General features: G+C 33.1%; 9 protein-coding genes and 1 other annotated feature. Of the genes, 5 read left to right on the forward strand and 4 right to left on the reverse strand.

Annotated features, from left to right (window positions below; all coding sequences use genetic code 11):
- Positions 1 to 113 precede the first annotated feature (113 nt).
- Positions 114 to 659: a CBO0543 family protein gene (locus RT445_RS02395; RefSeq protein WP_313469601.1), complete on the reverse strand. Its 546-nt coding sequence runs from the start codon at positions 657 to 659 to the stop codon at positions 114 to 116.
- 21 nt (positions 660 to 680) lie between these two features.
- On the reverse strand, positions 681 to 1,166 hold the full coding sequence (locus RT445_RS23655; protein ID WP_396631787.1) for a CBO0543 family protein: 486 nt from the start codon (positions 1,164 to 1,166) through the stop codon (positions 681 to 683).
- Between the two features lie 402 nt (positions 1,167 to 1,568).
- On the opposite strand from RT445_RS23655, the gene RT445_RS02400 reads away from it, so the two are divergent.
- The 5 genes from RT445_RS02400 (at position 1,569) to RT445_RS02420 (ending at position 5,969) form a co-directional block, all read left to right on the forward strand.
- On the forward strand, positions 1,569 to 1,982 hold the full coding sequence (locus RT445_RS02400; protein ID WP_274796986.1) for a YjdF family protein: 414 nt from the start codon (positions 1,569 to 1,571) through the stop codon (positions 1,980 to 1,982).
- Between the two features lie 244 nt (positions 1,983 to 2,226).
- The gene (locus tag RT445_RS02405; protein ID WP_274796987.1) at positions 2,227 to 2,727 is read left to right on the forward strand and encodes a hypothetical protein; all 501 of its coding nucleotides are present in this window, start codon (positions 2,227 to 2,229) and stop codon (positions 2,725 to 2,727) included.
- Between the two features lie 302 nt (positions 2,728 to 3,029).
- On the forward strand, positions 3,030 to 3,296 hold the full coding sequence (locus tag RT445_RS02410) for a DUF4190 domain-containing protein (RefSeq protein WP_274796988.1): 267 nt from the start codon (positions 3,030 to 3,032) through the stop codon (positions 3,294 to 3,296).
- Between the two features lie 177 nt (positions 3,297 to 3,473).
- Positions 3,474 to 3,725 (forward strand) — a binding site (T-box leader).
- A 79-nt stretch (positions 3,726 to 3,804) separates the two neighbouring features.
- On the forward strand, positions 3,805 to 5,166 hold the full coding sequence (locus RT445_RS02415; RefSeq protein WP_274796989.1) for an amino acid permease: 1,362 nt from the start codon (positions 3,805 to 3,807) through the stop codon (positions 5,164 to 5,166).
- A gap of 404 nt (positions 5,167 to 5,570) precedes the next feature.
- The gene (locus RT445_RS02420) at positions 5,571 to 5,969 is read left to right on the forward strand and encodes a hypothetical protein (RefSeq protein ID WP_274796990.1); all 399 of its coding nucleotides are present in this window, start codon (positions 5,571 to 5,573) and stop codon (positions 5,967 to 5,969) included.
- Positions 5,970 to 6,370: 401 nt separating this feature from the next.
- Here RT445_RS02420 and RT445_RS02425 read toward each other — a convergent pair whose 3' ends face one another.
- Positions 6,371 to 7,294 carry a GNAT family N-acetyltransferase gene (locus tag RT445_RS02425; protein WP_274796991.1) on the reverse strand — a complete coding sequence of 308 codons (924 nt, stop codon included), beginning with the start codon at positions 7,292 to 7,294 and terminating at the stop codon, positions 6,371 to 6,373.
- A 565-nt stretch (positions 7,295 to 7,859) separates the two neighbouring features.
- Complete coding sequence (locus tag RT445_RS02430) at positions 7,860 to 8,615, reverse strand: glycosyltransferase (RefSeq protein ID WP_274796992.1); 756 nt, start codon at positions 8,613 to 8,615, stop codon at positions 7,860 to 7,862.
- Positions 8,616 to 9,176: the final 561 nt, after the last annotated feature.

Below are 9,176 nucleotides of genomic sequence, written 5' to 3' on the forward strand. Positions count from 1 at the left end.
AGTAGTAAACAAATACCAAGGCTAAAATACTTGGTATTTGTTATTTTCTTAATTTTTATCTTCCCTATATTCAAGCGCAAGATGTTTTTTTTGTAAATTAATGTACAACTTAACTACTGATAATTTTGGTCCAAATGCTTAAATTTATTGATTAACCATTTCATTACAATAGCTATGACAAAATAGGCTATAAATGAATAGGTGTATTTCCAATGATAGGGTTCATATATTTGTAACCACACCAATAATGGTTCCAATAAAAAAGAGAATACAAAGGCATTTACCATCGCTGCAATTGTAAAAGCTTTCCACGTTTTAAAATACTGGTAAAACAACATATAAATTATAGGCATTTGTAGTCTGTGGATTTCGATAGGTAAATGTAAAGGTGTTATTGTAATTGGATATTGCCATAATCCTAACCAAAAACCTGCTATGTCTGCCAATATTGCTATAGTTCCTACAAAAAATCCATATGTGATAATCTCCATTATTCTTTTTTTATCTAAAATAATGATCCATACGATTAATAAACATAAAGATGTAACTGAAAGAATCCACCAACTCAAGGTAAAAACGTTTTCACTTAACCAATACTCTGTTTTTATATTTCTAAATTGTTGTGTCAATTCTTGAACCTCTTGCCAAGTGGGGTGCATCACGATCCTCCTGATTCGGAATTAATCTCTCTTTACTGTTAAATAATTTGATGCCCATTTATGATGGATGTAGAACATAATAAATAAAATACAATCAGTGACATAGGAGAATCCTAAGTTCCACCATAAGCCATATTCAATAAAGCCTGTAGTCAAATAAAGCAGTTCAATTAAAATGACAAATATAGACCAATAAAATATATGTCGTGTAATAGATAAAAAATTTTCCTTTTTAGGTAATGACTGTAGAAAAAAATAGATAACCACAAAGTATATCCCAAAGCCATTTAGAAGATTAATAAAAAATTGTTCGATCTTTGTTCCTGGATATTCCCATAAAGGGTAAACAAACATCATCAAATTCGCAATTAATGATAAAATAATACCAACGTAGCATGTGAACACATATAGTGGGAACTTCTTTTTATTAGAAAAAAATAAAAATGCAAGCCAACATATAAAAAAAGAGACTGTTCCAATCAGCACCGAATAAACACCTTCTATCACAATCTGTCTTGTGCTACTTCATAATAATATCTTTTGACAATATCTCAAATATATACTTATAGTGCTGAACTATGCCATAACATTTAGTCTTTAAACTGAAGTATGATTAATTCATTAAAATTTAAACTATAAAAAGTAATTTCAATGAACCCAAAATAGGGTGTTTTGTTCCCCGTTTAGATCTTTATCTTATGAGAGTTCCTTTTTTATCTAATTTAAGCCAAGTTATAATCAAAATATTTATTTTTTATTACAAAAAATACTAAATTATTTATAATATATAATTGAATGAAAAAACACGATTCGGTTGGTAGTCCGGATGCATCAAAATGACGATGTCAGTAGCCTTCCCCTCCTCGGGATGTCCATCATTCAAGTTTAAATTATGAGGGGGGACCTACTATGAAACTAACCATTTATTATGATGGCCAATTTTATATAGGGCTAATAGAAAACATTTCTGAAAACAAATACAAAGCATATAGGTATGTTTTCGGCAATGAACCTAAGGACCACGAAGTCTTAGATTTTGTAAATAAAAACTTGTTTGATTTTATCAATAATGATAAACATGGTGGAATACCGATCAAACAAGATACAGTAAAAAAAATCAATCCAAAAAGACTTCAAAGAAAAGTTGCTAAAGAACTTAAAAAACCTAGTATTTCAACTAAGGCTGAAGAAGCTCTTAAAGCAGAATTTGAACTCAGAAAAAAAGAAAAATCTGTTACCAGCAAACGACTGAAAGAAGAACGTAAAGAGTATATTAGGAATATCAAGGTTCAAAAGGCTAAAAATAAACATAAGGGTAGGTAACATCTTTTTTTACTGGCAACATTGGTTGTCAGTTTTTTAGATTATTATTAAACTTTCTCTTTCAAATTTTTCCTTGTGGTAATTTGTTTGTTGGATATTTATGTTAAAATTAATTTTAAAAGATTAACTCTTCACAAACTAAATATCGTAAAGCCATGAGGTATCAGAAACACAGTAACTATTAAGCTTAGTCTATTTGAAAAACAAGATGTAGCCTTTTAGCTTAGGAATGGAAGTGAGATATATGGATGAAAGAAATACAACAATGGAAACATACTTTCATACAAAGGATATTGCCAAACGAAACGCATTATTAAAGCAATTCGTATTTGACTTGCCTGAGAACGGAAAGGACTTTTTTCTAAAAGTGTATAAAAAAGAGCGATATTTGGATATGCGACTTACGGCCATTAGAGGATATGCTGCCTTTGCAAGCGAAGAAGAAGTTGCCATATTAATGAATAAGATGTTGGAAATCTTAAAAAAGCGTGCCGAAAGTACTCCATATAATTATCAGGAATATGAAATTTTACGATCATCTTTTCTGATGCCTTACTTGCTGGAAAACTATCCATATGACTGCTTCAAAAAATTTAATGAACAATTAAAAAAACAGTACGATGCCATGCCGGAAGTTTTCAAAGGAATTTTTACATGTGATGATAAAGGTGACCATATTCAACTAATTCCTCCCGCAATAGTGCGGAAAAAGATTGATGGTTTCCTTCGTGGAGAACAACAATAGTACTAATGGGTATCGTGCTGAAATGATTAAGCCATTTATTTTGAATGGCTTTTTATTTTTTACTTCATTCTCGCAGAGGCAACAATGAACAAATATCCTTTCTTAATAATCGTTTAGGGGAGAATTATGCAGATCGGAATACCAAGTCCAATGTGCCTTTTTCAGTGAGTAACACATTTAAAGAAAATCATTATTGGAGCAAAGAAATTGTGAGGATTTTCACTTAAACTAAAGGGGAATTTTACTGGAATAGTTTGCATGGTATATTGTGGTAATATAAGGTTGTAAAGGGGGAAATCTAAATGGTTAGAAATGCTCAAACAAATAGTAATTCGGTAATTTCTTTAACTCTTGGTATTCTTTCAATCTTAATACCATTTATCGGTTTGTTTTTGGGTTGTATAGGTGTTTTAGTGGCTAGAAAAGCGACAAAAGAAATTGTACAAAATAACCAAAGTGGTAGTGGATTAGCTATTTCCGGTTTAATTTGTAGCGTGGTGGGAATTTTCATTCAACTCTTTGCAGTACTTAGTATTCTCGTTTTCTATTCTGTAAGAAGTGTAGGATAGTATTTAAGGCTCTTATTAAACAAAAGAGTATGCTTAAAAGAAATTTTAAGTGGTAAGTTGTACTATAGTAAAATGTTATAGGTAATTTAAGCAGGTTATGAAGAAATTTTAAAAATTATATTGACAATATAATTTTTTGCTGTAAAATGAAAAACAATTCAAAAATATTTGTATAGAACAAAGGCAATGAAAAGAAATAGTATCAATTATTTTTACGAACAGAAAGTTACCGGTTGATGAGAGGTGCATGTAAAACGATTGAGAATTCATCTTGGAGCTGTGTACCGAAAAGATTATTCTTAGTAGGCTACGCCGGTGAGCACCCGTAATCATGTGCGAGAGTATCGTCAATTGACCGTACTTCTTAAGGTAAGTAATGTGAATTGCTTATAAATTAAAGGTGGTAACACGAGTTGAATCGTCCTTTTGGTTAATCCAAAAGGGCGTTTTTTTTATTCCTTTTTTGAGCAAGTATTTGAAAATCTAAACGTAATAGGAGTTAGTCATTATGAAAGACAATCATCAAGATTCACAGCTAAAGCGCGGATTAAGTACGCGGCACATACAATTAATTGCACTTGGCGGATCCATTGGGGTCGGTTTATTTTATGGCTCTAGTTCAACCATTCAAATGGCTGGGCCATCTATTTTACTAGCTTATTTAATTGGCGGATTAGTTATTTTCACAATTATGAGAGCATTAGGCGAAATGGCAGTAGAGGAACCTGTGTCAGGCTCATTCAGTACGTACGCGAATAAATATTTAGGACGCTTTGCAGGGTTCTTATCTGGTTGGACGTATTGGTTCATGTGGATAGTCGTTGGTATGGCAGAATTAACAGTAGTCGGTGTATATATTAACTACTGGTTCCCTGATATCCCACAATGGGTAACTGCCCTTGTAGTACTTGTTATTATGACGCTTGTAAACTTAGCAAATGTAAAAGCTTACGGAGAATTCGAATTCTGGTTTGCGATGATTAAAGTTGTGGCGATTATCGGTATGATCGTTCTAGGATTAGCTATTATTTTCTTTGGTGTTGGTAACCACGGTGAAGCAATTGGCTTCGACAATTTATGGGCACACGGTGGCTTCATGCCAAACGGATTCCATGGTATTTTAATGTCACTAGTATTAGTTATGTTCTCATTCGGTGGGGTTGAGTTAGTTGGTATTTCCGCAGGAGAAGCCAAAAATCCTAGGAAGTCAATTCCTTCAGCTATTAACAATATCGTTTGGCGTATTTTAATTTTCTATATTGGTGCATTAGGCGTTATGATGGTTATTTATCCTTGGAACGAAGTTGGTTCAGAAGGTAGCCCATTCGTTCAAATTTTCGATTACGTTGGTATCCCTGCTGCGGCTCACATTATTAACTTTGTTGTCATTACAGCAGCAATGTCCGCATTTAATAGTGGTTTATATGGTTCAGGACGTATGCTACACAACTTATCAGTACAAAAAAATGGTCCAAAATATTTTAAAACAGTAAGTAAAAACGGTAGTCCGCGAAGAGGGATATTATTTTCTTCAGCGATGTTATTAATTGCGGTTGTCTTAAACTATGTAGTACCTGAAAAAGTGTTCATCTATATTTCTGCTGTTGCGACTGTTGCAGTCATAACGAGCTGGATGATTATTTTATTAGCCCAATTGAAATTTAGAAAGTCAAAAACGAAAGAGGAAGTAGCGGAACTGAAATTCAAAATTCCGCTCTATCCACTTTCTACTTATCTTGCCATTGCATTCTTATTAATGGTCATTGTGTTAATGGCATTTATTCCGGATATGCGTGTTGCCCTATATGTCGCACCAGTTTGGTTTATCATCTTATTTGTTGGATACAAAGTAGTAAATGTTAAAAGGTAGTTACATTTCATTTAACTGATATTTCTTTAACAAAGACAGATGTAAAAAAGTCAATTTGGTTAACTCGTTTAGTTACACCTATATCAAGATTAATAATTTTTATACACTAGGAACTACCGTTAATAATGTTCCCAAATGTGTTGAAACCAGATTCCATATTCAATGGAATCTGGTTTTTTGTATTTTATTAGATATTTGTAATGCAATTATATATCTTGAAGCTGTATTGAAAACCATTTACATAGTCTGAAAGTTTTCTAAGGACGTTTAACTTATCTATTGATATTAATTTGGATGTATATTCAAATAATAATTTATTGAAAAAATGCGTAACAAACACTTGCCCTTACTATAGTTGTTCTTAAACATAATATAGAAGGAACACATTGAGAGGAGGTGATTTTATGGGGAATTGTAAATGCAAAGGATATAAATGTATGTGCCATTACAAGGAGAAAAGGTATGATGATTATGAAGGACATGGTCATTATACAGAGAATACTTTATTAGATATTCTTGTACAACTCCAAAAAATCGAGCAACAGCAAGAACAGCTACAAGCACAAGTGCAAGCTCAGGCCCAAATTCAAGCGCAACTGCAAGCTCAAATTCAGGCACAAGCTCAAGTTCAGGCTCAGCTTCAAGCACAAATTCAAGCTCAAGCACAAATTCAAGCCCAGCTACAAGCTCAAATTTCAGCGCAGCTACAAGCTCAAGTACAAGGGCAGGCTCAAACTGATACCGATACAATATCTAATGTTGGAAATCCAAAAGTATTCGTGATAAACGTCCCAGCTGCATAAATTTGATTTGACAAGTAAAAAATGGCCATCTATCGAAATTAATTAGATAGATGGCTTTTTGTTATATATCGTTATACATAATCACAATACTGATTGTGTCGCTTGTAACTTTTCTTGTTAACATGTCCTAAATTAGAATTGAATAATTGGTTTAGAATTTATTGATTAACAAAAGATTTGTTCTTAAAAAGTTACTTAAATGATTTTGTGAGGAACCAGAACAATGATAAAAGATCATGTGACTATGAAATGGATAGCGAAGATCTAACTTACGAATCCTTGCCAGATGCAATTTATACCACGTATGTGGAGTACTATTCAATGTGTTTCAGAAGGACAATTAAATCTGGATTGTATTAGCGGAAAAAAAAAGAGGGGCGGATTACCCCTCTTTTTTTAATCTAATTCAGTGTTGTAAAGTACCTTATCTCTTCATTAGCCGTATAAAATCCAACAGATTCGTATAAAGATAAAGCGGACTTATTTGTAGTTAATACCATGAGGGTAGCGGAATGTATCTGATGAGATTTTAGATAACCCAAAGCTTGTGTAAGCAAAAACTTAGCGATGCCGCGCTTCCTCCATGGTTCACGGACAAAAACATCCTCTATTACACCATAGTCATTCTCTCGCCATACCATTAGTCCGCCCACAAGGGTATCTTCTTGACGTATGATCATCGATGTCCATAGTTTGTTTTTCTTGTATTCAGTTAATCTATTAAGTCCTAGTGGAGTGTCAGGCCAAATTTCAGCTTCTACATCTAGGTAATCTCTTTCCTCGCGAGATGTCTCCATCTTCCAATTCGAAAATTGAAAGCCTTCTTGGAGAAATAATTCAGGAATAGGTTTATTCAAGTCACGATTCATGCGAAACAAACTGTTCAGATGACGGAATCCTTTTTGGATAAAAAATTGATTGTTTGCTGTTTCTGTTGAATCGTTACCAACACAAAGTATTGTTCCATATTCTTTAGGTAGGTTATCCTTTAATTGATTGGCTCTAAAGAAAAGATACTGATAGACTTTATCGAGTAAATCAAAGTCACTTTCTCTTTCGGGAATAGTTTTAAGATTAATGTATAGAGAGTGATTGTTTTCTTTTGAACGACCAGGGGGGACAACGTTAATTATGCTTACTTGCCCCTTAGCGACCATTTTTCCATTTTCAAATGCACAATAAACGTTACGCCAATTATCTTCATCACCGACCCACCAAAACGTTGCATTTTCTTTTGCAGTTACTAATTGATATAACTCGCCAAGTAAAGGCATATCTTCATGTTTGAAATGACGAATGGAAATCTCTGTTGATGATTCGCTCAAAATAATACCCCTTTCAAAAGTAGGGGGTTTCGCAGTTTAGAGGGCTAGCTATGCGTTTTCCCCTTTAAAAATTTGCCCTTTACTAATAATTTCTTAATCACATAAAACGCCTCCTTTAACTATTATTACCATTTAAAGTAACACACTTTAATACGTGTATCAACATCATTTCATCTCTATGTATATTTATTCCACTTGCATATAGTCGCAGTTCAAATCATTTACATCCACAGATATTTTTTGTGCAACAAAAATGCTTAGAGAGGTACTAAGACTAGAGGTAGTAGCAGTAACCTGTCATCACTTATATTATTTTATTCAACAATAGTGTCTGAATGATGTTGAGCCTTAAATATAGGACTGTTCAACAATTGAGTGCGTTACTTTGGTAAAGGCGATAAAGGGTTTCATTTTGGTAAATTTCTAGAAGCAATAAACTAAAAACCAGGCGCTCGAATGAGTACCTGGTTACGGTTAGGTTGAATACGCTTACTTCAAATGAAACTATTTTATCCTGCATCTTTGTTACCCTTTTAAAGGGTAATAAAATCATTGCGTTTATTCATCATCTTGCTTGATCTTCATAATAGGCTTCATTTGCAGCCTTATGATTATTGCCTTTTAAGTAAGCTAAAATCAAACTAGGTCGTTTAAGTAAAATCCAGTCCCCATAATGATCGAAACGCCTGCAAGAAGTGATCATACCATTCTTTATTGTTCCGTATTTTTTTCCATTTGTTTTTCCTAATTGTTTTAATCGTTTTGCAAAATCAGCATCTTCAGCCATAAGCATCTTCTCATTAAAACCTTTAATTGCTTGGAAATCCTTTCTATAGCACCAAAAAATCCCTACAGAAATAAAACCATATTTAAACAATAAGGGAACTATCAATAGCATGGTTGAAACAATGATTCCAAGCGACACTCTCTCGAAATTTCCGTTTACTCCTCCTCCAATGTATTGATTAGAAGCTAGATGCTTTTCAACTTCGGATAAAAAATGTTCAGTCATTCGAGTATCTGCATCGATTGTAATCAAGATTTCACCTTTTGCTAAAGCAGCTCCCGCATTTCTAATTTTGGATAAATTTTTATCTTCATTTACCAATGTTACACAATTGTATGACTTTGCAATTTCCTCTGTTCTATCTGTACAACGGTTAAGCACCACAATCACTTCAACTTGATTTTTATAAAGTTGTGCAGCTTTTGCAATTGAATCTAGGCATCCACCTATATACTTTTCTTCATTATGAGCGGGTATTATAACGGAAAATTTCACATCATTTTCATTAACAATAAATTGCTTGTTTTCGGACATAGCAAAATCCCTCTCCCTAGTTAAAATTGGTCCTTACAAATTTAGTATAACATTTACATAAATATCTTTTTGTGTAAAATTTATAACATTTTATTCGATTACTTCATCAAAGCAAAGATTGTGTTTGAATAAAGGTTTCGATCTTGAAAAAGTTCCGGATTCAATAACTAAAAACCAGACTATCGAATAGGGTCTAAATTTAATCATTTTATTCTTCACGTCATACTATTAAAATCAAAATATGATAAGAAAATTTGAAAATAAAGCAGCCTAACAATTAATAACGATAAGATACTATCCAATTTGAACTCTGGGAAACCTAAGTGGTTGATAAAACACCGAAAATTCTCGTAGACATTTTTTATGCGAAATCGTTGTTATATCAGCGTTTAGGTCTTTTAATGAATACGATAATTTCCCATACGAAGCCTTCTAAAGAAGAAATAATGATTAAACCAGAGCGAAGGATAATGAAGAAATCAGTCGCTTGTTGGTGGAATGTGGTACTGAACTTGTCATTTCTTGCGCTTACCCGGGAAATTTTTTTATTTCCTAACTGGA

This window comes from Lysinibacillus sp., from assembly GCF_032093475.1.
Classification (GTDB): Bacteria; Bacillota; Bacilli; order Bacillales_A; family Planococcaceae; genus Lysinibacillus; species Lysinibacillus irui.